Source organism: Hymenobacter nivis (assembly GCF_006439025.1).
Taxonomy (GTDB): Bacteria; Bacteroidota; Bacteroidia; order Cytophagales; family Hymenobacteraceae; genus Hymenobacter; species Hymenobacter nivis_A.
Map to the genome: position 1 here is coordinate 423,786 of NZ_RCYZ01000005.1, position 25,864 is coordinate 449,649.

At 65.6% G+C, this 25,864-nt stretch carries 12 protein-coding genes; 6 read left to right on the top strand and 6 right to left on the bottom strand.

The window, feature by feature from the left end:
- Positions 1–78 precede the first annotated feature (78 nt).
- The 3 genes from EAH73_RS14295 (at position 79) to EAH73_RS14305 (ending at position 11,066) form a co-directional block, all read left to right on the top strand.
- Entirely contained in the window at positions 79–5,262 is a 5,184-nt protein-coding gene (locus tag EAH73_RS14295) for a translocation/assembly module TamB (RefSeq protein WP_140467656.1), read from the top strand.
- Positions 5,259–7,778, top strand: coding sequence for a BamA/TamA family outer membrane protein (locus EAH73_RS14300; protein ID WP_140467658.1), 2,520 nt, complete (start codon positions 5,259–5,261; stop codon positions 7,776–7,778). The genes EAH73_RS14295 and EAH73_RS14300 overlap by 4 nt, the downstream gene beginning before the upstream one ends.
- Before the next feature lie 171 nt (positions 7,779–7,949).
- Positions 7,950–11,066: a GH92 family glycosyl hydrolase gene (locus tag EAH73_RS14305; RefSeq protein WP_205013007.1), complete on the top strand. Its 3,117-nt coding sequence runs from the start codon at positions 7,950–7,952 to the stop codon at positions 11,064–11,066.
- Positions 11,067–11,200: 134 nt separating this feature from the next.
- Here EAH73_RS14305 and EAH73_RS14310 read toward each other — a convergent pair whose 3' ends face one another.
- The 4 genes from EAH73_RS14310 to EAH73_RS14325 all read right to left on the bottom strand — a co-directional run bounded on the left by EAH73_RS14310 (position 11,201) and on the right by EAH73_RS14325 (position 16,824).
- Positions 11,201–13,762 (bottom strand): FdhF/YdeP family oxidoreductase, encoded by a 2,562-nt coding sequence (locus EAH73_RS14310; protein WP_140467662.1) that lies wholly within the window; start codon positions 13,760–13,762, stop codon positions 11,201–11,203.
- Positions 13,763–13,814: 52 nt separating this feature from the next.
- Positions 13,815–14,153, bottom strand: a complete 339-nt coding sequence (locus EAH73_RS14315) for a DUF7009 family protein (RefSeq protein ID WP_140467664.1) — start codon at positions 14,151–14,153, stop codon at positions 13,815–13,817.
- Positions 14,154–14,246: 93 nt separating this feature from the next.
- Positions 14,247–15,128 carry a formate dehydrogenase accessory sulfurtransferase FdhD gene (gene fdhD, locus EAH73_RS14320; RefSeq protein ID WP_140467666.1) on the bottom strand — a complete coding sequence of 294 codons (882 nt, stop codon included), beginning with the start codon at positions 15,126–15,128 and terminating at the stop codon, positions 14,247–14,249.
- A 136-nt stretch (positions 15,129–15,264) separates the two neighbouring features.
- Positions 15,265–16,824 carry an MDR family MFS transporter gene (locus tag EAH73_RS14325; RefSeq protein ID WP_240047257.1) on the bottom strand — a complete coding sequence of 520 codons (1,560 nt, stop codon included), beginning with the start codon at positions 16,822–16,824 and terminating at the stop codon, positions 15,265–15,267.
- A 234-nt stretch (positions 16,825–17,058) separates the two neighbouring features.
- Between EAH73_RS14325 and EAH73_RS14330 the strand changes: the two genes are divergently transcribed.
- Positions 17,059–18,330, top strand: coding sequence for a tol-pal system protein YbgF (locus EAH73_RS14330; RefSeq protein ID WP_140467668.1), 1,272 nt, complete (start codon positions 17,059–17,061; stop codon positions 18,328–18,330).
- A gap of 269 nt (positions 18,331–18,599) precedes the next feature.
- Here the strand turns inward: EAH73_RS14330 and EAH73_RS14335 are convergent, their stop codons facing one another.
- Together EAH73_RS14335 and EAH73_RS14340 are read right to left on the bottom strand one after the other, a co-directional pair.
- On the bottom strand, positions 18,600–22,922 hold the full coding sequence (locus tag EAH73_RS14335; protein WP_140467670.1) for an FG-GAP-like repeat-containing protein: 4,323 nt from the start codon (positions 22,920–22,922) through the stop codon (positions 18,600–18,602).
- Positions 22,923–23,097: 175 nt separating this feature from the next.
- On the bottom strand, positions 23,098–24,276 hold the full coding sequence (locus tag EAH73_RS14340) for an MFS transporter (protein WP_240047258.1): 1,179 nt from the start codon (positions 24,274–24,276) through the stop codon (positions 23,098–23,100).
- A gap of 402 nt (positions 24,277–24,678) precedes the next feature.
- On the opposite strand from EAH73_RS14340, the gene EAH73_RS14345 reads away from it, so the two are divergent.
- Both EAH73_RS14345 and EAH73_RS14350 read left to right on the top strand, forming a co-directional pair.
- Positions 24,679–25,473: a HipA family kinase gene (locus EAH73_RS14345; protein ID WP_140467672.1), complete on the top strand. Its 795-nt coding sequence runs from the start codon at positions 24,679–24,681 to the stop codon at positions 25,471–25,473.
- Positions 25,451–25,834 carry a DUF3037 domain-containing protein gene (locus EAH73_RS14350; RefSeq protein ID WP_140467674.1) on the top strand — a complete coding sequence of 128 codons (384 nt, stop codon included), beginning with the start codon at positions 25,451–25,453 and terminating at the stop codon, positions 25,832–25,834. The genes EAH73_RS14345 and EAH73_RS14350 overlap by 23 nt, the downstream gene beginning before the upstream one ends.
- Positions 25,835–25,864: the final 30 nt, after the last annotated feature.

A 25,864-nucleotide genomic window follows, 5' to 3' on the forward strand; every position in this document is an offset into this window, starting at 1 on the left:
TCTTCCGCCCGCACCATCAACACCTCTTCCCTCTACCTACGCCGCGCCCTCTACGCCCTGCTGGGGCTGATTGGCTTTGTGCTATTGCTGCTCGTGGCGGTGGTGGTGGCGCTGCAGTTCCCGGCCACCCAGGATTTCGTGGCCCGCCGGGCCGAAAGCTACCTCCAGGGCAAGCTGAACACTACCGTGCGCATTGGAAAATTCCGCACCGACTTCCGCCACGCCATCAACTTGGACGACGTGTATTTGGCCGACCAAAAGAACGACACGCTGCTGTCGGTGGGCCACTTGGGCGTGAGCATCGATATCTTCGCGCTGGCCAAGAAGCAGGTGAGCATCAGCGCCGTGGAGCTGAATGACGGCCGCGTGCGCCTCACCCGCACCGCGCCCGATTCGGTGAACAACTACGATTTCATCATCAAGGCCTTCACCGACCCCACGGCTCCGGTGGACACCACGGCGTCGGGCATAAAGTACAACATTGGCAAGGCGCAGCTAAGCAACATCTACTTCACCCAGGACGACCAAATAACGGGCTCCGACCTGCGGGCCCGGCTGGGCGAGGTGGCCGTGACGATGGATGAGGTGGACGTGGATAAATCCATTTACAAGGTGGACGAGGCCACGCTGCGGCGCGCCTCCATTCTCATCAACCAAACCAAAACGGCCCCCGAGGTAGACGACCCCAAGCCCACCGAGCCGCTCACGCTGCAATTTGGACTGAACCACGCCGTGCTCGACAGCGTGAGCTTTGTGTACAAAAACGCGCCGTCGGCCCAGTTTATTGACACCCGCATAGGGCTAGCCGACGTGACGGCCAAAAACATCGACTTGCAGAAGGAGCGCGTGGACCTGACCAAGCTGACGCTGAAGCGCACCCACTTCGCCTACGCCCAAAACGCCCAAACGCCCGTGGACCAGCGCGTGGTGAACCCGGCCGAGGCAGTCCGAAAAATCGACGAGGCCGCCGACCAGGCTAAAACCGCCGCGGGCGAGCCGTTGCGCTGGCGCGTAACGCTGGCCGAATCCGACATCAGCGGGGTGGACGTGGCGTTTGACAACTTCAACGAGCCCAAGCAGAAAACGCAGCTTCCAGCCCTGGACTACAACCACTTGCAGTTTACGGACCTGGTGTTGAACACGCACGACTTGGCGTTTTCGGAAAATCGCACCACGGTGAAAGTAGACAACCTGGCGGGCAAGGAGAAGAGTGGCTTCCGCATCGACTCGTGGCGCGCCAACGTCATCTACGACTCGGTGCAGGTGCGCCTCGACAGCCTCGACCTGATTACCCCACATACCCGCATCCGGCGCACGCTGGCCATTGGCTACCAGAGCCTAAGCGGCTTGAGCGACCCCAAGCAACTGGCCAAAATGCGCGTGGAAGGCGACCTGCGCAACGTGCGCCTGGGCTTCCGCGACATCCTGTACCTGGTGCCGAGCCTGGCCGGCACGCCGCCCTTCAACACGGGGCCCAACCAGTCGCTGCTCATCAGCGGGCTGGTCAACGGGCGGGTGGACGACCTTACGATCCGCAACCTCGACGCCGTGGCCCTGCGCGGCACCGTGCTGAAGGCGCGGCGGGCCCGCATTACCGGCCTGCCCAACGTGGACGGCCGGCTGTACACTGACTTTGATATTCAGCAGTTCAGCACCACGCGGGCCGATATCTTGAGCCTGGCGCCGAAGGGCAGCATCCCGGCCAACATCAGCGTGCCCCCTACCCTGGCGCTGAGCGGCACCTTTAAGGGCCGGCCTACTACGCTGCAGTTCGCCACCAACTTGCAGTTGAACACCACCTACGGGGCCCTGGCGTTCAGCGGCGACCTGGGGGCGGCACAGGCCAGTGGCAAGCAGCCGCTGGTAGGCACGTTCGCGGTGAAGAACTTCGACTTTGGCCAACTGCTGAAAGACCCACAGATTGGGCGCGTCACGGCTTCGGGGCGCATCAACGCGACCGGCAACTTGCAGGACCCCGCCACGCTGGTGGGCCGCGTGAACGCCACCGTGCAGAGCGCCCGCTACAACGGCTACAACTACCGCGGTATCGCTACGACGGTGGACATTGACCGCAACAAGTACACCATCAAGGCCAGCAGCCGCCAAGACCCCAACCTGGCCTTCGACCTGAACGGCGTGGTGAACCTACGCAACAGCAACAACCCGGCCTACGCCTTCAACGTGGGCTTGAAGAGCGTGAACCTGAAAGCCCTGGGCTTTTACGACGGCGACCTGCGCCTGCAGGGCAACCTGAAAGCGGACCTGAGCGGCAGCAGCCTGAACACGATTCAGGGCACGTTTGGCGGCGACAACGTGGTGATTGTGCGCGACAACCAGCCGTTCGCCTTCAAAACTTTGCAGGGCCGCATCATCCAAACGGCGGCGCGCACGGCGGTGGAGTTTGACTCCGACTTGGTGGGGGCCCAACTGGATGGCAACGTGCACCTGGGCGACCTGGCCACTGAGCTGCAGCAGCACCTGGCGCGCTACATAAAGCTGCCCGGCGTGCGCTACGTGGCCAACGGCGCCGACCGCCACTTCACCTACTCGCTGGCGCTGAAAGACCCCAAGCTGGCCTCGAAGCTGGTGGCGGGCCTGAAAGAGATTTCGCCCTTCACGCTGGCCGGCGAGTACAGCCGCCAGCAGGCCAAGCTGACGGCCGCCACCAACATTCCCATCATCCGCTACCAGAACTACCGGATTGATTCGCTGAACCTGAACGTGGGCTCGAACGCCCAGAAGCTCGACTACGCGTTGCGCCTGGCCCGGGCCGCGCAGGACACGACCATCAAGCTGCGCCGGCCCGCCGTGGTGGGCAACGTGGCCGACAACAAGGTGTTTGCCCGCGCGTCCATCCTCGGCGACTCGGCCAACCGCGAGCGGCTGGCGCTGGCCGGCACCCTGCAAACCATGGACGCTCCGGCCCGCCGCGGGCAGGCCCCGGGGGCCGTGGTGTACCAGTTCGAGGCCGCGCCCGAGCAAATCCTGAACTACGAAAACTGGACGGCGGGCGTGGGCAACTTCGTGCGCTACTACCCCAGCGGCGCCGTGGTGGCCGACAAGCTTAACCTGACCAACGGCAAGAGCACGCTGGCGGTGCAAAGCAAGAACCCCGCGCAGCAGACCTCGCCACTCGACGTTTCCTTCAACAACTTCGACCTGGCCGAGCTGGCCAAGATTGTGCAGCAGCAGGATTCGCTGGTGGCCGGCACCCTCAACGGCACGGCCGAGCTGCAGGGGCTGGGCACGCCACGCCTAGCCTTCGTGGCCGACGCCAATGTGAAGGGCCTTGTGTTTCAGAAAGCCAACCTGGGCGACTTGACCCTGCGCGCCACCAACCCCACCGCCGACCGCTACGACGTGGACGCCCGCCTCACCGGCGGCGTGCCCGCTGGGGCCCCCAACGACGTGCGCCTGGCGGGCTACTACCTCACCACGCCCAACAGCCCTAGCCCGCTCAACTTCACCCTCACCGCCCAGCGCCTCAACCTGAAACTGGTGGAGCCATTCTCGGTGGGGCAGGTGCGCAAAACCACCGGGGCCCTCACCGGCGAACTGGCGGTGACGGGTACGCCCAGCGCGCCCGTGGTGCGCGGCCGCCTCGTCACCACCGACGACGCTAGTTTCGTGGTACCGCAGCTGGGGGCCGTTTACCGCTTGCCCAGCCAAGCGCTGGCATTCGACGCCGAGGGCATCAAGTTCGACAACTTCACGGTCCTCGACTCGGCCTCTAACAAGGCGGTGGCCAACGGCTACCTGCGCACCAAGAACTTCACCGATTACGTGTTCGACCTGCGCGCCGTGACCGACGACTTCGTGGCCGTGAACAGCACCCGCAAAGACAACCAGCTGTTTTACGGCCGGTTGGTGCTCGACTCGGACACCCGCATCACGGGGCCCCTGTCGCTGATTGCGGTGAACACGAAGGTGACCATCGTGGACGGCTCGCGCCTGACGGTGGAATCGCCGACTGACGACCCGGCCGCGGTGGAGCGCGCCGGCATCGTGAAATTTGTGGACAAACGCGCGCGGCTCGACACCTCGCTGGCCCGCAAGGTGCGCCTCGATACGGTGCAGGTGGCGGCCACGGGCTACAGTATCGCGGCCCAGGTGACGGTGACGGACCGCACGCCCTTCACCATCGTCATCGACCCGGTGAGCGGCGACAACCTGCAGGTGCGTGCCAGCGGTACCCTCGACACCGAGATTGACCCGGCCGGCACCATCACCCTGAGCGGGCGCCTAACCGTGGCGCGCGGCAAATACCACCTGTCGCTTTACGACCTGGCCACGCGCGACTTCCTCATCCGCCGGGGCTCGACCATCAACTGGACCGGCGACCCCTACAACGCCGACCTTAACATCACGGCAGTCTATAAGGTAAAAGCCCCGCCGTCGGAACTGATTGCCGGCCAGGGCGCCGACGACCCCAGCACCGCCAGCTTGGCCCGCAATCCGCTGGATTTTAACGTCCTGTTGAACGTAACCGATCAGATCAGCAAGCCCACCATCGGCTTTGACATTACGATGCCCGAAACCCAGCGCTCGGGAGCCGTGGGCAGCCAGGTAGAGGCCCGCCTGGCCGCCCTGCGCCAGCCCAACCAAACCTCGGAACTTAGCAAGCAGGTGTTTTCGCTGCTGATTTTGGGCCGGTTTGTGGCCCAGAACCCCTTCCAGAGCAGCAGTGGCGAGGGCTTCGTGGCCTCGCAGTTGCGCGGCTCGGCCAGCGCCGTGCTCACCGACCAGCTCCAGAGCCTCACCGGCAAGTACCTGTCTGGCCTGGGCCTCGACCTGGGCGTGACCAACCAGGCCACCTACGGCACCGACGGCAGCCAGGGCAGCCGCACCGACCTGAACGTGGCCGTGCGCCGCCAGCTGCTCAACAACCGCCTCACCGTGCGGGTGGGCACCGACATTGCCCTCGGCGGCTCCGGCACCCAGAACACCACCGGCGCCAGCAGCGCCAGCAACCTGGTGGGCGACGTGAGCTTGGAATACACCTTGCTGCGCGACGGCCGCCTGCGCCTGCGCGCCTACCGCCAGAACGGCTACGAGGACATCGACGGCCCCATTGTGCGCACGGGGGCAGCCCTGGTGTTCCAGCGCGACTACAACAACTTGGCCGAGCTGTTTGCCAAGGTGAGTGCCCCCGTGAAGCAGCAGCGCAAGGAGAGCCGCCAGCAAGAGAAAATTGACCGCAAAGCCGAGCGTGACTCGGTGAAAAACACGGCCCCCCGGGCCGATAGCAGCCGCGTGAAATGATTCAGCCCCCAACCCACCGCCTGGGGGCCCCCGCGGCCCCGGCCCACCGCCCGCGGGCGCACCGGCCCGCGCACCCTTTTAATCCCATCGTATTGCTGTTGACCCACCTACCCTCCCGGCTTCGCTTTCGCAACTTGCTCGTGGGCGGCGCGGCCCTGTGGCTGTCGGCCTGCTCGGGGCTGAAATACATCCCGGCCAACGAAAAGCTCTACACCGGCTCGACGGTGAAGATTGAGGCCCAAGAGAAACCCAAAAACGAATCGGCGCTGGTGACGGAGTTGGAAGCCGTGATTCGGCCCGCGCCCAACTTCTCGTTTTTGGGCATGCGGCCGAAGCTGTTTTTCTGGCACCTGGGCGAAGGCAAAACCAAGGGCCTGGGCCACTTCTTTGCCGACAAGCTGGGCGAGGCCCCGGTGCTGTTTTCACAGGTGAAGATTCCGGCCACCGAGAACCTGATGCTCAACCGCCTCTACAACCACGGCTTCTTCGACGCCAAGGTGGGCCACGAGGTAAAAGAGAAAGCCAACACTGCCCAGGTAGACTACACGGCCACCGTGCAGCGGGCCTACACCATCCGCAGCATCACGTTTCCGCAGGGCGACACGTTGCTCAACGCCGCCATCCGGAAGACGGCGCCCAACACGCTGCTGAAAGTGGGCGACCCCTACGACCTGGCCGTGCTCACCAATGAGCGGTTGCGCATCGACGAAGCCCTGAAAAATGCGGGCTACTACTACTTCTCTGCTGACGCGCTGCTGTTTGAGGTGGACAGCACTTACCACAAGGAGCTGAATGTATTCGTGACGGTGAAGGGCAGCACCCCCATTCGCTCGCGCCAGCCCTACCAGCTGCGCAACGTGACGCTGAACACGAACTACGTGCTGACCGACACAACCGAACGGCCCCCCATCATGGCCGACCGGTTCCGGTACTTCCCCGACGAGACCATGTTCCGGGCCCGGGCCATTACGCGGGCTACGTTCCTGTTCCCCGACAGCTTGTACCGCCGCAAGCGGCGCGACCAGACCCTGAGCCGCCTCATGAGTCTGGGCACATTCAAGTTTGTCGAAATCCGGTTCCGGCCCGTGGCTGCCAGCGACTCGGCGGGCCCCACGGCCCGCTACCGCGCCAACGCCCCGGCCAGCTTGCGGGCCGATTCGACGGACGTGGGCACCACCCAGCAGTTTCCGGCCCTCAGCGGGCCCCTGGGCCTGGGCCGCCTCGACGCCGATGTGCTGATGACCCAGGTGAAGAAGAAAAGTCTACGCGCTGAACTGGGCCTCGTTAGCAAAAGCAACGGCTTCGTGGGGCCTGGTTTGAAGGCAACGTTTCGCAACCATTCGGCCTTCCGCGGCGCTGAGCAATTGTTAATAAACGCCACGGCTTCGACCGAAACACAGAGCAACGCCGGCGGCGAGGGGGCCCTGGGCCTGACGAGCTATGAGTTGGGCGTGGATGCGCAGCTGCTCGTGCCGCGCCTCATCGTGCCCAACCTGCCGTTCTTCAACCCGCGCCTGGTGAACTCCGATTTTCAGCCCCGCACCACCTTCGGAGCGGGGGCCAAGATGGTGACGCGGGCTGGGTTCTTTACCGAGCAGCTCGTCAACCTGAACTACGGCTACAGCTTCAAAACCAAGATTACCAACGAGCAGGTCATCACGCCCATCGACGTGTCGTATGTACGGCTCTCGAACACCGATACCGCTTTCACCAATTTGCTAAAACGCAAGCCGTTCCTGGAAAACTCGTTCCGCGAGCAGTTCATCCTGGCCAGCAGCTACCGCTACACCTATAACCAGCAGGTGCTGGAGCAGCGCCGCCAGCAGATCTATTTCCAGGGCGGCATCGAAGCCAGCGGCAACCTAGCCGCCTTGGTTTCCAGCAAGATAGGCACGAAGAACGACGAAGGCAAGTATACCATTGGCAACCAAGTATTCAGCCAGTATGCCAAGCTCGACCTGGAAATCCGTGAGTACTTCCGCCTCTCAGCCGACCCGTCGAAGGGCAACCGCATTGTGGGCCGCCTGCTGGCCGGCGTGGGCCGCCCCTACGGCAATTCCGACGTGCTGCCTTACATCAAGCAATACGGCGTGGGGGGCCCCAACTCCATCCGCGCCTTCGCCGCCCGGGGCATCGGACCCGGCACCTACCGTCCCACCGGCGCCGACGTTAACAATAGCTTTTACGACCAAGTAGGCGATATGCGCTTGGAGGGCAACATCGAGTACCGCCAGGATTTATTTCCCTATGTGAAGGGGGCCCTGTTCATGGACGCGGGCAACATTTGGCTCGTGAACAACGACCCGGCCCGGCCCGGCGGCCAGTTCAACGCCAGCACCTTCCTCAACCAGCTGGCCGTGGGCGCCGGCGCCGGCATTCGCATCGACGTGCAGTTCTTCGTCATCCGCCTCGACTACGCCATTCCGCTGCGCGCCGGCTACGGCACCCCCGTGGACGACGCCGGCAACGTGGACCGCACCGGCCGCCTGAACCTGGCCATCGGCTACCCCTTCTAACCTGGGCGGCGGCCTCCGGGCGGCTTTTGGTGAACGGTGGGGGCCCTGGCCGATTCGGGTGGAACGCTGTACTTTGGGTCTGTCTCCCACCGATAGCGCGCACCCATGACCCAGGGCCCCAAACCGATTGGCCGCACGTGCCGAAGCCTACGCCACGGCTTGCTCGGGCTCTTGCTATTAGCCGCCTGGCCAGCGTTGGCGCAGCAGGCCCCGGTTTGGCAGATTGGGGAAAAAGACGGGTCGGCGCAGAGCATGGCCCTGGCCCCGGCGGCGTACCAACAGTTTCTGGAAAAGGACTTTGGCTGGGAAGACCGGTACTACTTGGTCGGGTCGTCGGCCCCGCGCACCGATTGGCCCTACGTGCTGCCCGGCCCAGCCGACGGCTGGGGCGGCTCCGGGCCCACGTCCGGCATTCGCTCCCACCAGCTCAACATCCTGTTCGGGCTTCAGCAAATGCGCGCGGGCGGGCAGTTCCGGTTCGTGGTCGACGTGCTGGACCACGACGCCCAGCACCCGCCGCTGCTGAAGGTCACCGTCAACGGCCAAGCTTCCACGTTTCGCTTGCCCGCGGCCGGCCACGGCGGGGGCCTCAAAGGCGACTTTAGCCAAGCCAAACCGTACCAAGTGGCCATTCCGCTCACCAGCCGCCAACTGGCGGTGGGCGGCAACCACATCCAGCTGACGACGCTGGACGGGTCGTGGCTCGTATTTGACGACGTGCGGCTGGAAGGCCCGGCCGTGCTGGAAGCACAGCGCGGCCGGCCGCTGTTTGTGCGCCAAGTAGCCGCGGCCCCCTATACCGTGGACCGCCAAGGCACCACCGCACAACCCCTGCTAGTGGACGTGGAGCACCTGCGGGGCCGGCCCACGCTAGCCGTCGCGCTCGACGGCCAAACAATTCTCACCCAGTTCCTTGATACCGGACGCTATGTGCTGGAGGCGCCCATGCCGGCCGTGGGGGCCCCGCGCACCAGCCGCTACCAGGTGTTTGCCAACGGCCAGTTGCTGCGGCAAGGCACGGTGCGGCGGGGGCCCCAGCCGCGGCAAACCGCGGCGGCCTACGTGGACACCAAAATCGGCACGGCGCACTCGCGCTGGATGATTGCGCCCGGCCCGTGGATGCCGTTCAGCATGGTGAAGCTGGGCCCCGACAACCAGAACGCCGGTTGGATGGCGGGCTACGACCCGACGATGGAAAGCGTGGGCACCTTCAGCCACGTGCACGAGTGGACGATGGCCGGCCTGGGCACGCTGCCCGTGACCGGGCCCCTGAAACTGAAGGTGGGCGACCAGCGCACCGGCACCGACGGCTACCGCTCGGCCATCGACAAAAGCACGGAAGAAGCCCCGCTGGGCTACTATAAGGTAGTGCTGAAGGACTACGGCATCAAGGCCGAGCTGACGTCAACCACCCGCTGCGGCTTCCAGCGCTACACCTATCCCCGGGGCCCTAACGGCCGGGTGATGGTGGACCTGAAAATCCCGGCCGAGTACGGGTACGAAATCTTGGACTACGAAATCAAGCAAGTGGGCGACCGCCGCCTCGAAGGCTACAGCCAGCAGCGCACGGCCAACGCGTGGTCGGGCGGCGTGAACCAGGACTACACCCTGCACTTCGTACTGGAGTTTGACCAGCCCATTGCGAAGTTCGGCAGCTGGCGCAACGGCCAGGAGCTGCCCCCTGGGACCCCCGCCCGGGGCCAAAACCCGACCGACGCCGGTGCCTACGTCGAGTTCGACACCCGCACCAACAACGTGGTGCAAGTTCGGTCGGGGCTGTCGTTGGTGGACGTTGCGGGCGCCAGCAACAACTTGAAGCAAGAAGTAGAAAAGCCGTTTGGCTGGCGCTTCGACGCCGTGCGGCAGCACCACGTGGCCACCTGGAACCAGCTGCTCAACCGCCTGGCGGTCACCTCCGACGACCGCCGCGAGAAGGCGCGCTTCTACAACGCCATGTACCGGGGCCTGTGCAGCCGCAACACGTGGAGCGACGTGGACGGCCGCTGGGTGGACGCCACCGAACGGCCGCAGCAACTGACCGACCCCGACGCGGTGGCCCTGGGCTGCGACGCGTTTTGGAACACGTTCTGGAACCTGAACCAGTACTGGAACCTGGTCACGCCCGAGTGGTCGTCGCGCTGGGTGAAGTCGCAGCTGGCCATGTACGACGCCAACGGCTGGCTGGCCAAGGGCCCCGCCGGCATGGAGTACATCCCCGTAATGGTGGCCGAGCACGAAATCCCGCTGATTGTGGGGGCCTACCAAATGGGCATCCGCGACTACGACGCACAAAAAGCGTTCGGGGCGGCGTACAAGATGCAAACCACGCTGCCCGCTGTGGTGGGCGAGGGCTTCGCCGGCAACCGCGACCTGGCCCAGTACCTGCGCCACCACTACGTGCCCGCCGACAGTGGCCGGTTCAGCAACGGCCTGGAATACGCCTACGACGACTGGACCGTGGGCCAATTTGCCAAGGCCCTGGGCAAGGACCGCGAGTACCAGCAGTTCCGCGACCGCGGCAGCTGGTGGAAAAACACGATGGACCCGGCCACCGGCTACGCCCGCCTGCGGCGAGCCGATGGCTCCTGGGCCCCTGATTTTGACCCATTTAAATCGGGCGCCAACGAGCAGTACGTAGAGGGCAACGCCTGGCAGCTCACCTACTTCGTGCCCCAAGATGTACCCGGCCTAGCCCGGCTCATCGGGCCGCAGCGGTTCGCCGAGCGGCTGGCGGGCGGCTTCGCGCGCAGCTACCCGTGGCGCTTCAACGCCCCCAACGATGCTTACTGGGAATACCCCGTGGTGCAGGGCAACCAGCAGTCCATGCACTTCGCCTTTCTGTTCAACTGGGTGGGCCAGCCTTGGCTGACCCAGCAATGGAGCCGGGCCATTGTGGACCGCTACTACGGCTACGGCGAAGCCAACGCGTACTTGGGCGACGAGGACCAGGGCCAGATGAGTGCCTGGTTCACGATGGCGGCGCTGGGCCTGTTTCAAACCGACGGCGGCTGCCGCGTGGCCCCCATCTACGAGATTGGCAGCCCCTTGTTTAGCAAGGTCGTCATCGACCTGGGGCAGCGCTACGGCCGCGGCAAGTCGTTTACCATCGAGGCAAAAAACACGTCGCGGCGCAACCGCTACGTGCAGCGCGCCACCCTAAACGGGCAGCCACTGTCTACCTTCTGGTTCCCGGCGGCCGACTTGCTCAAGGGCGGCGCACTAGTGTTAGAGATGGGTCCCCGGCCCAACCCCGCCTGGGGCGTGGGGGCCCCACCCGCGGCGCCATAAGCCCCGTCCGTTAGGGCCCCCAGCGCTTGCGCTTGGCCCCACCGCATGGCCAGCCTAGCCGCGCGGAAACACCAAAAAGCCCGGCTGCGTGGCGCAGCCGGGCTTTTTGGTGCCTGCTAAAAACTGCTGGGGCCCTAGGCGGGCACGGCCTCGGCGCGTTGTTTCTGCGCTTGCGGGGCGGCGCCCACTTTGGCGGGGGCCACCGTCACCACCACGTACTTCGAGGTGGGCGTGTTGCTGGTTTTGGCCACGCTGGCGATGGGCACCAGCGGGTTAGCCTCGGGGAAATAGGCCGACACGTTGCCGCGCGGAATCTCGTAGGGCACCACGATGAACTTCTCCACCGTGCGCTCCTCGCCCTCGTAGTGGCTCGTGATGTCGATGAGGTCCTTGGCCTTGAGGCCACGCTCGGCAATGTCCTGCTTGTTCATGAACAGCACGCGCCGCTCGTTGTGGATGCCGCGGTAGCGGTCGTTGTACTCGTAGATGGTCGTGTTGAACTGGTCGTGGCTGCGCACGGTCATCAGCACCAGCTGGCCCGGCTCCAGGGTGTACTTCTCCAGCTCGGTGGTGGTGAAGTTGGCCATGCCGTTGTGGGTCGTGAACTTGCGCTCGCGGGGCCCGTTGGGCAGGTAGAAGCCGCCGGGCTTGCGCAGGTTCTCGTTGAACTTCTCAAAGCCCGGAATCACGCGCGAAATGTGGTCGCGGATCACGTCGTAGTTCTCCGTCATCGCCACCCAGTCGGCCACGTTGGTGCGGTCGGGGCCCAGCGTGGCAATGGCCACGCCGGCCAAGATGGCCACTTCGCTCAGCATCTGGCCGGGCAAGGGCACCAGGGCCCCCTTGTTCTGGCTCACCACGCCCATCGAGTTTTCGCACGAGGTCATCTGGTGGCCCGACTTCTGCATGTCGATGTCGAGGTGGGTGAAGCACGGCAGCAACAGGCTGGTGTTGCCGGTAACGAGGTGGCCGCGGTTGAGCTTGGTGCCCACAAACACGGTCAGGTTCTGTTTGCGCATGCCTTCGGCGATGACCTCGGTGTCGGGGCCCGCGGCGAGCAGGTTGCCGCCCAGGCTGAAGTACACCTTGGTTTCGCCGCGGTACATCGACTTGATGGTTTCCACCACGTCGCGGCCGTGCTCGTAGGGCGGTGTGAAGTTGAACTCCTTGCCCAGCGCGTCCTGAAACAGCTTGGTGGGCTGCTCCCACACGCCCATCGTGCGGTCGCCCTGCACGTTGGAGTGGCCGCGCACCGGGCAGGTGCCCGCACCGGGCTTGCCGATGGCGCCCTTCATCAGGTGCAGGTTCACAATCTCCTGGATGGTTTGCACGCCCTGGCGCTGCTGCGTCACGCCCATGGCCCAGCAGGTAATGATCTTCTGCTTGGTGGCCAGCATGTTGGCCGCCTCCAGCAAATCTTCCCGGCTAATGCCGCTGATCTGCTCGATGTCCTCCCAGCTGGTGCTGCGGATGTTTTGCTCGAATGAGTCGAAGCCCGTGGTGAACTCCTTGATGAACTCGTGGTCCACCACCTTGCCGGGGTTGCGGTCCTCGGCCTCGAACAGGTGCTTCATAATGCCGCGCAGCAGGGCCATGTCGCCGTCCACCCGCACTTGCAGGAAGAGGTCGGTGATGGTAGTGCCGTCGCCGAGCAACACGCCCAGCGCCTTCAGCGGGTTCATGAAGTCCTGCGGGTTCTTGAAGTGGTTCAGGCCCGCCTCAATCAACGGGTTGATGCTGATAACCTTGGCACCGTTTTGCTTGGCCTTCTGCAAGGCCGAGAGCATGCGCGGGTGGTTGGTGCCGGGGTTCTGGCCGATGATGAGGATGACGTCCGCATCGTACAGGTCGTTGAGCGTGACGGAGCCCTTGCCCAGGCCCAGCGTGGGGCTCAGGGCCGCGCCGCTGCTCTCGTGGCACATGTTGGAGCAGTCGGGCAAGTTATTGGTGCCGAACTGCTTGGCGAACAGTTGAAACAAGAACGCGGGCTCGTTCGGCACCTTGCCCGAGGTGTAGAACGCCGCCTCGTCGGGCGAGGCCAGCGCGTTCAACTCCTTGCCGATGAGGTCGAACGCCTCGGGCCACTCGATGGGCTCGTAGTGCGTGCCGCCGGGGCGCTTCACCATGGGGTGCGTGAGGCGGCCGGAGTTGTTCTGGTCGCGGTCGGTCATGCGCGAGAGGTCGGCCAGGCTGTGCTTGGCGAAGAACTCGGGGCCCGCCGACCGGTCGTCGGCGTCGGAAGCCGTGGCCTTGGCGCCGTTCTCGCAAAACTCGGCAAACGAGCGGTGGTCGTCGGGGTCGGGCCAGGCGCAGCTCGAGCAGTCGAAGCCGTCCTTCTGGTTCATTTTCAGCAAGCCGCGGGTGCCGCGGTTCACGCCGCCCTCGGTCCAGCTGAATTCCATCGACTTGATAACGGCCGTGACGCCGGCGGCAATTTTCATGCGCGGCTCCAGCTTCAGACCGGTCAGTTCTTCGGGGGGCTGGGCCAGCACCGGGAACTGGTACTTGGCGCCGGCCACGTCGGGGGCCGGGATGTGGCGCTGGTCACGTTCCATTTGCGGGTCGGGGCGGTAGTGGTCGTTGGTGGGCGCAGCGCCCTGGTCGGGGCGTTCGCCACTCTTAGGCGTGTTGTCTTGGGCCCCTTGCTGGTGGGTTTTGCCGGCTTTGGCGGGGTCGTTGGTGGGAGATTCTTCCATGGGGTGGGACGGGCTAGGAGCGGTTGAATTATCTATTTACGGGCCACCAGGGCTAATGGCGGCAGTCCAAATCTTTCTCGACTAAGATACGCAACTGCCGGGCGTCGGCCAAGGCCACGCGCTCCGAAAAGCCGTTCTGGTCGGTGCCGGTCCAGGCATCGGCCAGGGCTTCGGGCACCAGCACCGTGAGGGCCCCGGGGGCGTAGCGCACCCGCACGGTGCTGCCAGGGCCCTCGGCCGGCACGGTGCGCTCCAAGGCGTAGGTCAGCCGCTGGTCGGCGGTGGCGCCGAAGTGCACCGCCGCCGCTACCCGGCCCGTGGCCGCAAACTCCTGCACTTCGGCGTCGGACAAGCGCAGGCGGAGGGTGTCGTCTTCGATGCGGAGCTTCATATAATAGGAATCAAGGAAAAGCTGCGAACTAGTGGTACGGCGTTGGCCGCGGAACGACCGGCGAATGGACGCAAAAATGCGCCAGGGCCCCGGCTACTTGTCCGCGGGCCCCACCCGCCACGGGTGCGAATAAATGTTGAACCGCTCGTTGCGCACGAAGCCTAACACCGTCATCCCAAACCGCTCGGCGGCCTGCACGGCTAAGCTACTGGGGGCCCCCACAGCGGCCAAAATGCCGAGGCCCGCGGCGGCAGCTTTTTGCACTAATTCGAAGCTGGCGCGGCCGCTCACCAACAGCACGTGCTGGTGCAGCGGCAGCCAATCTTGCAGCAGCGCCGCGCCGATGAGCTTGTCCAGGGCGTTGTGGCGGCCCACGTCTTCGCGCAGCAGCAGCAGCTCGCCGGCCGGCGAGAACAGGGCCGCCGCGTGCTGCCCGCCGGTTTGCTCGAAGCCGGCCTGGGCGGCGCGCAGGCGCGCGGGCAGCTCGTGCACGGTGGCGTAGGCCAGGTGGGGCCCCTGGGCGGGCAGCACCGGGCAGGAGGCGGTTTGGATGGCGTCGATGCTGGTTTTGCCGCACACGCCGCAACTCGAACTGGTGTAAAAGTGCCGCTCCAAGCCCTGGAAATCAACGGCTACGTGCGCGGCCAGCTCGGCGCGCACCACGTTGCCGGCCTCTTCGGGCTTCTGCACGTCGGGGCAAGGGCGCACGCCCAGCAGGTCGGCTTTTCCCTGGACGATGCCCTCCGTCAGCAAAAAGCCGGCGGCCAGTTCCTCGTCCTGCCCCGGCGTACGCATCGTGACGGACAGCGTGCGGTGCGCGCGCCCGCCGCCTTCCACGGCGTACCCCAAGCGGATTTCCAGTGGCTCTTCAGCAGCTAGCTGGTCGGTGGCTGGCTCGGCGGGGCCCTCGCCGCGCACCTTTTGCACGGTGGCGAATTCGTAGCTGGCGGCGGGCAATAGGATGGCGGGTTCCATGCGGGAAGGGGTGTGGGGAGGAAACCGCCGAAACGGGCCGGTGTTTTGGCCCCCGCCCCGGGGCCCCGCGCCGAACAACCAGGTGCGGCGACTACGGTTGGTGCGGGTGCGGGTGCCGGCGTAGCCCGCCCCAGCCCTACTCCCCGCCGCCCGCCGGGGGCCCGTCGTTGGTTTTGCGCAGCGGCAGCTCGGGGATGAAGAGCGTGGTGACGAACCCGCCCACGACCAAAAAGATGGTGAACAAGTAAATCCGGCCGATGGCTTTGGAGAAGGCTGCCCGGGTGGCGGGGCTGGGGGCCCCGGCGGCCACGACCGGGCCCTCGGCCACCACGGTTGGGCGGGGGGCGGCGGCGGCGGTGGCCGGTAGCTCGTGGGCCAGCGTGAAACTGAGCACTGCGCCCAGCGCCGAGGCTGCCAGGGCCCCGCCAATCTGCCGGAAAAACTGGCTGGCCGAGGTGGCCTGGCCCACGAGCCGGGGGTCGGTGGCGTTTTGCACGGCCAGGGTGTAGAGGGGCATGGTGGGGCCCAGGCCCAGGCCGCACACCGCCAAGTACATGAGCACCTGGTGGTACTGCACGGTGGGCGGCATGGTGGCCAGCAGCGACAGCCCCCCCAGTAGCAGCGTGAGCCCCCCCAGCATCCAGTACTTGTAGTGGCCGAAGCGCGACACCATCTGGCCCGCCAGCAGCGAGCCCGTGACCACGCCCAGCGACAGCGGAATGAGGCTGACGCCGGCCCGCGTGGCCGACTCGCCCAGTACGTTCACCATGAACAGGGGCTCGAAGATGATGACCCCCAGGAACGCGCCGCCCATCAGAAACAGCGCCGCATTGGCCGTGCGGAACACCTTGTTGTTGAACAAGCTGAAGTTGAGGATGGGGTTTTCGTGGCGCAGGCTGCGCACCACGAACAGGGCCAGTGCCACCAGCGCCCCGCCCAGCAGGCCCAGTGTGAGCGGGGCCGTCCAACCGTACTGCGCCCGGTTGAGCTGCAGGGCCACCACCAGGGGCCCCAGCCCCGCCACCAGCAGCAGCGCCGACACAAAGTCGAACGGCTTGGGGGCGGTGCGCGGCCGCAGGGGTGGCATCTGGCTGACGATGAACCACAGCGCCACCAGGCCCAGCGGCAGGTTCACGTAAAATACTAGCCGCCAGCCCGCCACGCCCGGAATGAGGCCGGTGCCGCGGTCGGTGAGGAAGCCGCCCAGCAGGGGCCCCAGCACCGACGACGTGCCGAACACGGCCCCCGTGAAGCCCTGGTAGCGCCCCCGCTCGGCGGGCGGAAACAGGTCGGCGATGATGATGAAGGCCATGGCAAACAGCCCCGCGCCGCCCAGCCCCTGCACCGCCCGGAACACCACGAGCTGCGTCATGCCGTCGCCGAGCAGCGGCAGGGGCCCAAACTCGCCCGCCAGCCCGCACAGCCCCGAGCCCAGCAAAAACACGCTCACCGCCACCACCTCGATGGTGCGGCGCGAGTACATGTCGGCCAGCTTGCCGTAGATGGGCACCAGCGCCGTGCTGGCCACCAGGTAAGCCGTGGCCACCCACGTAAAACGGTCGAGGCCGTGCAAATCGGCCACGATGCGCGGCAGGGCCGTGGACACGATGGTCTGGTCGAGGGCCCCCAGGAACATGGCCAGCAGGATGCCGCCGAAGGTGAGCATCTTCTGGCGATGGGATAAGGTATCGGTCAAAACGAAAGGAGGGGAAACGTGGGTGCGCCTGTGTACTGGCCGGCGGGCGCGGCGGTTGCCGCGGGGCCGGGGTTTGGAGCCCCGGCAGACAGGTGCGCCGCAATTTTTTAGAATATTTTCAAGAAAATAGGCCTGTTGCCACCCCCTACGGTAGGGCGATAATCAATCAAAAAACCTACTTTTAAGGGCTTGAAAGGTTATAATAGCTTGAATAATTCTTTATACACTTATTTTATGGATATTGTCCAATTCTTAGCACGTGGCCGGCGGGCCCTGCTGGCGTTGGCGCTACTGCTCCCGGTTTTTTCGGCCGCGGCCCAGGTCGCCGACACGGCGCGGCACATGGGCGGCATTAAGGAAGTCGAACTCGCCGACGTGGAAGTGGCCCCGCAGGCCGTGGATACCAAGGGGTGGCTGCTGCTCAACCAGGACGTGCAGCAGGAGCTGAACGGGGCCGTGCACAACCTCTACAACTTCAAGTTCGACCGGGCCGACCGACAGTTCCGGTCGCTGCGCCGCCGCTACCCCGAGCACCCGATGGCCTACTTCCTGATGGGCCTGAGCACGTGGTGGAAAATCCTGCCCACCAACTTGGGCACCAAGCAGTACGACCGCACTTTTTTTGCTTACATGGACACGGCCACCACCAAGGCCAAGGCCCTGTACGACGCCGACAAAACGAACTACGAAGCCTGCTTTTTCCTCTCGGCCGCCTACGCCTTCGACGCCCGCCTGCACGCCGAGCGCCACGACTGGCGCAAGGCCACGGTGGGCGTCAAACGCTCGCTCGAGTATATGGATAAAAGCAAGGAGGCCAACGACCTGAGCCCGGAGTTTCTGTTCGGCCAGGGCCTGTTCAACTACTACTCCGGGTGGATTTCTGACGAGTACCCGTGGCTGCGGCCGGTGCTGCTGTTCTTCCCCAAGGGCAACCACGACCTGGGCATCACGCAGCTGCGCACGGTGGGCAAAAACGGCTTTTACACCGCCACCGAGGCCCGGTTTTTCCTCATGCGCATCCTCGGCAGCGAGCGCGAGCACGAAGAAAATGCGGCCCTTAACGTGGCCCGCCAACTGGTGGCCGAGTACCCCGACAATAGTTACTTCGAGCGCAACTACGCCATGCTCTGCTTCCGCGAGGGCGACTGGGCGGGCTGCGAGCAGGCCAGCAAGTCCATCCTGACCAAACTCAACGCGGGCATGCCCGGCTACGAGGGCTACTCGGGGCGCTACGCCACCTACTTCCTGGGCTTCCTGATGCAGTACCGCTACCACAAGCTGGCCGAAGCCCGCGACTACTACCAGCGCTGCATCGTGTTTTCGGAAACCCTGGCCAACACCAGCGGCGGCTACTACCAGGGCGCGGCCTTCAACCTGGGCAAGCTGGCCGAGGCCGACGACGACCTGCGCGGCACCAAGCGCTACTACCAAATGGTGATAACCGGCGGCGACCGCACCGCCCCCTCGTACAAAGAAGCCACCACCTGGCTGCGGGGCCACAAGTAGCATTAGCAAATAATCGAAATAGCCCCGGAGGGGCGGCCCGTCGGCAGTAAGTGGTTGCTGTTGAGCGCCAAAGCCCCGGCGGGGCGACCCAACGCCGTGGCAGCCAATAAAGAGGCCCCGACTCTATCGAGAGTCGGGGCCTCTTTATTGGCTGAACTTATGCGTGAGTGAGGTTGGCGCGTCAGGTAGTCGGTTATTTACCGGAGGCGGGGCGAGCGGCCGTATTCCGCAGCCTTGCCTCCGCAACATGCACGCAACCATGCCGTTGCTTAATGAATGATGGCCAGGCGCTGGCTTGGGTGCTGGCCATTGGCCAGGCGCAGGGTCAGCTGGTAAATGCCCACGGGCAAGCCCGGGGCCTGCACTGGCACCTGGTTGGGGCCCTCGGCCAGGGTCACCACCCGCTGCTGCACAATGCGGCCCAGCGCGTCGGTGAGTACCAGCGTGGCCGCCTGGGCCTGGGCGGCCGTGTAGGCCAGCGTGAAGTTGCCCTCGGGCGCCGGGTTGGGGTAGGCGCTCAAGGAGCCAGCCAAGCTGGTTTTCTTGGCCGCGCTGGGCCGGGCCGCCACCTGGGCCACCGCGGCGCTACCGTTTGCGCTCAGCACCTCCAGGGCCGAGAGCTTGGCCTGGTCCATGCCGCCGCTCAGGTAGGGCACACTCAAATCCAGGTTCAGCACCCCGTCGGTCACGGTCACGGCGAAGGTTTCGGTCGTGGCCGTCAGGGGCCCTACTTTCTGCACGATGTCGTACAGGCTTTTTACTTTCGCCCCTTCCAGGTTGATGTCGAACACGCGCTGGCCGGGCTTGGTCCAGTAGATTTCCGCAAAGTGCAGCACCACGTTGTACTGGCCGTTGGCCACGGGCAGGGCGTAGCTGAGCGTGCCGTGGGTGCTGTAGCGCTCGGTCTGGTACAGGGCCGGGTCGGGCGTGCCGGCGATGGCGGCAGCCGTGGTGGCCGTGGCACTGTTGGCCGCGTCGAAGGACTGGTCGGCGGCGAAGGCGCCGCGTGAGGTGGCCAGGGCCCCAGCGCCCGCGTTCACGCGGTAGTCGGTGCTAAACGGCAGCACTTCCAGGGCCGAGAGCTTGGCCTGGTCCATACCGCCGCTCAGGTAGGGCACGCTCAAATCCAAGTTCAGCACCCCGTCGGTCACGGTCACGGCGAAGGTTTCGGTCGTGGCCGTCAGGGGCCCTACTTTCTGCACAATGTCATAGTTGGTGGCCACTTTTTTCCCTTCCAAGTTGATGTCAAATACGCGCTGGCCGGGCTTGGTCCAGTAGAGCTCGGCGAAGTGTAGCACCACGTTGTATTTGCCATTGGCCACGGGCAGGGCGTAGCTAAGCACGCCGTGGGTGCTGAACCGTTCAGTTTGGTAGAGAGCCGGGTCGGGGGTGCCCGCAATGGGGGCCTGGGTGGTGAACTGGTCGCTGTTGGCCGCGTCGAAGGACTGGTCGGTGGCGAAAGTTCCGCGCGAGGTCGTCAGGGGCCCCGCACCCGCATTCAGGCGGTAGGCCGCCAGCACGGGAGCTTGCTTCTGGTTGAGGCGCACGCTTACGGTGCTGTTGTTGAAGGGAGTAGCCGCACTGCCAGCGAGGATGTCGAGGTCGCCGTCGCTATCTACGTCGCCCAGTACCACCGCCGACGCGGCACCAGCCACCGCTACTTCCTGGCTGCCCCCGAAGCCGCCCTGGCCATTATTAAGCCGCACACTCACGGTTGCGCCCGTTCCGCCGGGGCCCACCAGGTCGAGGTCGCCGTCGCCGTCCACGTCGCCCAGGGCCGTGGCGGCCAGCCCCGCCGCCGGGGCCCTGGCAAAGGTGCCCGTCCCATCGTTGAGGCCGATGCTCGCCGCACCGCCCGCCACGTCGAGGCGGCCGTCGCCGTTCAGGTCGCCCAGCAGCAGGCGGCCAGTGGCAGCGCCCAGGCCCAGCGGCCGGCTGACGCCGAAAATGCCTTGGCCGTTGTTTAGGCTCAAACCTATTCCATCGGACTGGCTCGTGAACAGGTCGAGGTCGCCGTCGCCGTCCGCGTCGCCCAGGGCCAGCTCCGAAGCACCTAGGGCCAGGTTCTGGTTGCCGCTGAACTTGCCGCGGCCGTCGTTGAGCCGCACGTTCACCTCGAAGCGAAGAAAGTTGCCATCGACGGCTATGCTGGGGGCCAGCAAGTCGAGGTCGCCGTCGCCGTCCACGTCGCCCAGCACCAACCGGCTAGTGCTGGCCCCCAGCTGGATGTAGTCTTTGGCGGTAAAGTTTCCCTTTCCGTCGTTGAGGTACTCCAAAATGTTGCTGGTACTCACGCTAAACCGCAGGTAGGTGGTCACCAGCACATCAAGGTCACCGTCGCCGTCCACGTCGCCCAGGGCCAAGCGGGCGAGGTTACCGCTTGGGAAAAACGAGTTAAAGCCGTCGTTGTAGGTGCCGTCGCCGTTGTTCAGGCGAATGCTCACGTCGCCGTTGCCGCCGTTGGCCGTCAGAATGTCCAGGTTGCCGTCGCCATTCACGTCGCCGGTTACCAGGTCGGTGAGCGTGGTGCCGGTGGGCACCTGCGTGCCGCCCCCAAAAATGCCGCTGGTCGGCGCGGTGGCCGTCGTGAACTGGAACACCCGCGACGGGCTGCCCACGGCGGTGGCCAGCACCGTTTCGCCGGCTTTGAAGGCCGCCGCGGGCTGGAACGTGAGGGTGCTGCCGCTCAGGCGGCTCGTGCCGGCCTTGCGCCCGCCCGCCTGCTGGCTGAATACCTGCAGCGCCTGCTCAATGCCGGAGCCGCTGGCCGGAGCCTGGGCAAACGTGACGGCCACGGCCGTGGCCGTAGGGGCCCCATTGGCGTTGGCCGTGGGGGCTACACTGGCGATGCTGAGCAGGGGGAAGCCCGCGGGCCGCACCGTGAACGCCAAGCCGTTGCTCACCCCGTCGGCGGTTGTCACCACTACTGGGCCACTCGTAGCCCCGGCGGGCACCGTTACGCGCAGCTCGGTGGCCGACGCTACTACCACGCCGGTGGCCGCCGCGCCGTTGAATGTAACCTTGGCGGCGGGCGTGAAGTTGGTGCCCGTAAGGACAATTACCTCGTCGCTGCCCGCCACGCCCGTTGCCGGGGAAGCGCTGGCCAGAGTGGGCGGGTTGAGGACCACCGCGGGGGGCTGGTTCAGGCGGACGCTAACCTGGCTGCTGAGGCCGCCGGCTACCACATCGAGGTCGCCGTCGTTATCCACGTCGCCCAGCACCAGGCTGGTGTTACCGTTACCCGTGTCCACTTCGGGGCCCGGGACGAAAGTACCGGCTCCGTTATTCAAAAGTACAGCCGCCTTAGGGGAGCCGTTGTTATTGCCCGTCACCAGGTCGAGGTCGCCGTCGCCGTCCACGTCGCCTAGCGCCAGGCAATCGCCGTAGCTCACGGGCACCGCAATTTCCTGGCCGGTGCGGAAGTTGCCTGCGCCATCGTTCAGCCGTATGCCCACGGCGTAGGGGTACTCCACGGCCAGCAAGTCAAGGTCGCCGTCGCCGTCCACGTCGCCCACCATTACTTTGCTGGGCCTGGCCGCCGTCGGCACTTGCCCCGCCGCGCCAAACGCACCGGCCCCGTCGTTGAGGCTCACACCCAAGCCCGCGGGGTTGGCGCTCACTAGGTCGAGGTCACCGTCGCCATCAAAGTCGCCCAGGGCCAAGCTGAGCATCCCAACCGGCAGGGCAGTCGATGTCCCGCCGCTAAAGGTGCCGGCCCCATTGTTGAAGCGGACGTCTATGCCCCCATTGCCATTGTCGAAAGAGCTGGCCACCAGGTCCAGGTCGCCGTCGCCGTCGAGGTCGCCCAGCGCCACGCCCGTGGGCGAGCGCCTCACCGCCAGGTTCTGGCCATTATCGCCGCGAAAGCCACCGCGACCATCGTTGTAACGGATGCTTAGCGTAGTACTTCTAAAGCCTCCGTTAATCGCCACGATGTCAAGGGCGCCATCACCGTTCACATCGGCCAGCACCACATCCCGAGGCCCATCCCCCAGCGGCAGCGATTGGCCACCGGCAAATATGCCACGGCCATCATTGAAGCGTATGTTAGCCGTACCGCCGCGTTCATCGGTCGTCACCAAATCTAGGGTGCCATCGCCGTTGAGGTCGCCGGTCGCTACCCCGTTAATACTGCTGCCCACTTGTAAATCCTGGCCGCCGCCGAAGAGGCCATTGGTGGGGGTGGTGGCCGTGGTGAACTGAAACACTTGCGGCTTGGCGGGAGCCCCGCTGCTGCTTTGGGCCCCCGCCGTAGCGGTGGCCAGCACCGTTTCGCCGGCTTTGAAGGCCGTGGTGGGCTGGAACCGGAGCGTGCTGCCGTTCACGGTGGCCGTGCCGGCTTTTTTGCCGCCGGCCTGCGCGCTGAATACTTTTAGGGCCCCCAGCGTGGTGGCGTTGTTTGCCAGCGCTTGGTTGAAGGTGACGGCTACGGTCGTGTTTCGCGGGGCGTTTGCGGTGTTGCGGGACGGCGAAACGCTGGTGGCAATGGGGCCCTGCGCCTGGGCGGGGCCCGCTAGCAGGGCCCCCAGGGCCGCGGCGTAGCCCGCGCCGGCGGCCAGCCGCCGGCCAAAAACAGTAGAAGGTAGTTTCATAAAGTGAAGGGAAAGGATGGGCACTGCGCCGGCCGGTCCGGCCGTAGCAGCCCACGAATATCCCTCACTTCTTATAAAACATAAAGTTAATCTATCTATTTTTATATAAGTAACGAAAGATTAATAGAAAATAGATCAAATAGCACGGCTAGGTAGCCGCCAGGCATTTATTGCATCACTCCTTTATCGGCACTTCCGCCTTCATTACCACCGAAGTTACCCCCGACACGCACAGGCCCATCACGGCAATGAGGGCCAGCGACACGCGCAGGCTGGTGGCCCCGGCGATGAGGCCGATGACCGGGGGCCCCAGCAAAAAGCCCACGAACCCGATGGTGGACACCGCCGCCAAGGCCATGCCCGCCGACATGGTGGTGGAGCGCCCCGCCGCGCTGTACACCAGCGGCACCACCGACGACGTGCCGAAGCCCACCAGCAAAAAGCCCAGCAGCGCCACCGGCAACACCGGGAACGCCACCGCCAGCGCCAACCCCGTGGCCGTGAGCAGCCCGCTGCCCTGGATGACGCGCCGGGCCCCCAGCCGCGCCGCCAGCCCGTCGGCCCCGAAGCGGCCCAAGGCCATCGTGCTCATAAAGGCCGTGTAGCCCGCCCCCACCCAGTTTTTGTCTACTTGCAGCACTTTTTTGAAGTACACGCCGCTCCAGTCGAACATGGCGCCTTCGCAGATGAGGGCGCAGAAGGCAATGGCTCCTAGGCCCAGCAAGTGGCCGTCGGGCCGCACAAAGGCCGGCTGGTTGGGGTCCACGCCGCTGTCGTGGCGCACCACGTGGCTGGCGCTGGCGGCCATCCCGGCGGCAATGAGCAGCGCGATGAGCAGGAAGTGGTAGCCTGGCAGTACCCCGGCCCCGATCATCACCGTGCCCACAGCCGCCCCGGCAAAGCCCGCCAGGCTCCACAGCCCGTGGAACGAGGCCATGATGGGGCTGGTGTAGAGCCGCTCCACGTTGACGGCCTGGGTATTAACCGCGATGTTGGTGAGGTTGCTGCCCACCCCGAACACCATCAGCAGCGGCACCAGCTGGTAGAGGTTGGCGGCCCAGCCCAGCGCCACCAGGGCCCCGGCGTAGATGAGCACGCCCGCCAGCACCACCTGCCGGCTGCCGCGCTTGGCCACCAGCCACCCCGCCAGCGGCAGGCTCAGCAGCTGCCCGGCCGGAATGGCGAACAGCACCAGCCCGAGCTGGCCGTCGCTGACGCCCATGCGCTGCTGGATGCTGGGAATGCGCGAGGCCCAGGTAGCAAAGCACAGCCCTAATAGAAAAAACAGGGCCCCCACGGCCGCCCGGTGCTTTTTGCGCCCCGCCGCCGCTGCTGCCAAAACCGAAGAATCCAAAGCCATCATACGCTGTGCACCGCTGGCGCCCGCGGCCTTGCAGGGCCCCCGGGCGCGATAAAACCAATCTGACCTAACCCCAAACGGCGGCCAGGGTTGCGCTTTCGCCGGGCGCAAACCATTGTTTTTTAAGCCGGCCCGCCGGGCAGCGCCCATTTAGGGCCCCGGCGGCCCAAAGTACGGCCACCGCCGCGGCTTAGGGCCCCGGGCGCACCGCATAGCACCGAAGCAAGCGCGCGGCAGCTGTACGGCGCGCTTTATTTCGTGTAAACTAAATTTCACAAAAAGACAACGTTGCCTAACGCCGACGCTACCGGCAGCCCGTGGGGCCCCAAGTGAGGCGGCGCGGCGCAAAACCTGGCAATCCGTGCGTCCTTTGCGGCCCCGTTTCCCCTTGCCTTTATGCCCGACCTTGCTTTAGAACTTCGCACCGTACACGTGACGCGCTACGTGACGCCGCTGCGCGAGGGCGGCTCGCTGCCCGCGCTGGTGGAAGCCGACGATGGGTTTCTGTACGTGCTGAAATTTCGGGGGGCGGGGCAGGGCCTGAAGGCGCTGGTGGCCGAGCTGATTGTGGGCGAGCTGGCCCGGGCCCTGGGCCTGCGCATGCCCGAGCTGGTGTTCTGCGAGCTCGACGAGGCCTTCGGCCGCACCGAGCCCGACGAGGAAATCCAGGACCTGCTGCGGGCCAGCACCGGCCGCAACCTGGCCCTGCATTTCCTAGCCGGTGCCAGCACCTACGACCCGCTGCTGGCCCCCGTGGGGGCCCAGCTGGCCTCGCTGGTAGTCTGGCTCGATTGCCTGACGCTGAACGTGGACCGCACCGTGCGCAACACCAACTTGCTGCTCTGGCACAAGGAGTTGTGGCTGATTGACCACGGCGCGGCCCTCTACATTCACCACACCAGCCCCGACTGGGCCGAGCGCCCCGGCGGCCAGCGCCTGTTTCCTCAAATAAAAAACCACGTGCTGCTGCCCCAGGCCACGGAACTGGCCGCGGCCGACGCCGAGGGCCACGCCCGCCTCACGCCCGAGGTCATCCGGGCCGTGGTGGCCCTGGTGCCCGACGAATGGCTCACGGACGACGCCCCGCCCGAGGCCCAGCGCGCCGGCTACGTGCGCTTCCTCGAAAGCCGCCTGGCGGCCTCCCCCACCTTTGTTCAGGAAGTCGACGATGCCCGCCAAGGACTTATTTGAGTACGCCGTGCTGCGCGTGGTGCCGCGCGTCGAGCGGGAGGAATTCCTCAACGTGGGCGTCATCGTGTACTGCCGGGCCCAAGGCTTTTTGCAAACCCGGTTTGCGCTGCCCGAAGCCCGCCTGCGCGCCTTTTCGGCCGAGCTGGACCTAGACGACTTAGCGGCGCGCCTGCACGCCTTTGAGCGCATTTGCCAGGGCCGCGCCGCCGGGGGCCCCATCGGGCAGCTCGGCATTGCCGAGCGGTTTCGCTGGCTCACCGCCACCCGCAGCACCGTGGTGCAAACCTCGCCCGTGCACCCCGGCCTATGCACTAGCGCTGCTGAAACCTTGGCCCACCTGCACGCGCAGTTGGTGGAGTAGGGGCCCCAACGCCGGTTGCATAATGCTAGC